We start from the raw sequence: 477 nt of genomic DNA, 5'->3' as shown, positions 1-477 counted from the left end.
ACAAAGCCTATGCCTCCAGGAAGAACCGACTCGGCTTGCGCCTGCGCGGCATTGCTCCGCGCATCGCCCGCCCAGGCGTCGAGTCCAAGGCACGGCTGGGACGCTACCGCTGGGTGGTGGAGCGCACGCTGGCCTGGAAGAACCAGCTGCGCCGCCTTCGCGTCCGCGATGAGCGCAGGGACGATGTTCACTTCGGCGTCCTCGTCCTCGGCTGATGCGTCATGCTCCTACGACGCCTCTACCCTGACATTTGTTAGAGGCTGTAAGTAGGTCGCCAGAAGTTCTCTAACAAATCGCGTAGCCAGAAGCCCTCGGCGAGGCAGCCCGCCTTGCGGAGGGCGTCCTGGGCCGAAAGGCCCAGCACCCAGCGGATGGCGGCGCCGACGTGCTGCTCGACCGTGGGGTACTGACGGTTGGCGGAAACGCGTTGCTTCAGGGGGCGCCACAGATGATCCATGCAGTTGAGTTCTGAGCGCT

General features: G+C 64.8%; 2 pseudogenes. One reads left to right on the top strand and one right to left on the bottom strand.

Going from position 1 to position 477, the window contains the following annotated elements:
- Positions 1-188: pseudogene (locus D7X74_RS42350) on the top strand (IS5/IS1182 family transposase); the annotation flags it as partial.
- 65 nt (positions 189-253) lie between these two features.
- On the opposite strand, the pseudogene D7X74_RS42345 reads toward D7X74_RS42350, so the two are convergent.
- Positions 254-477, bottom strand: a pseudogene (locus D7X74_RS42345) (hypothetical protein); the annotation flags it as partial.

Source organism: Corallococcus sp. CA047B, assembly GCF_003612065.1.
Lineage (GTDB): Bacteria > Myxococcota > Myxococcia > Myxococcales > Myxococcaceae > Corallococcus > Corallococcus praedator.
The sequence above is the reverse complement of the archived record's forward strand: the minus strand, read 5'-3'. Positions and strand labels throughout refer to the sequence as shown.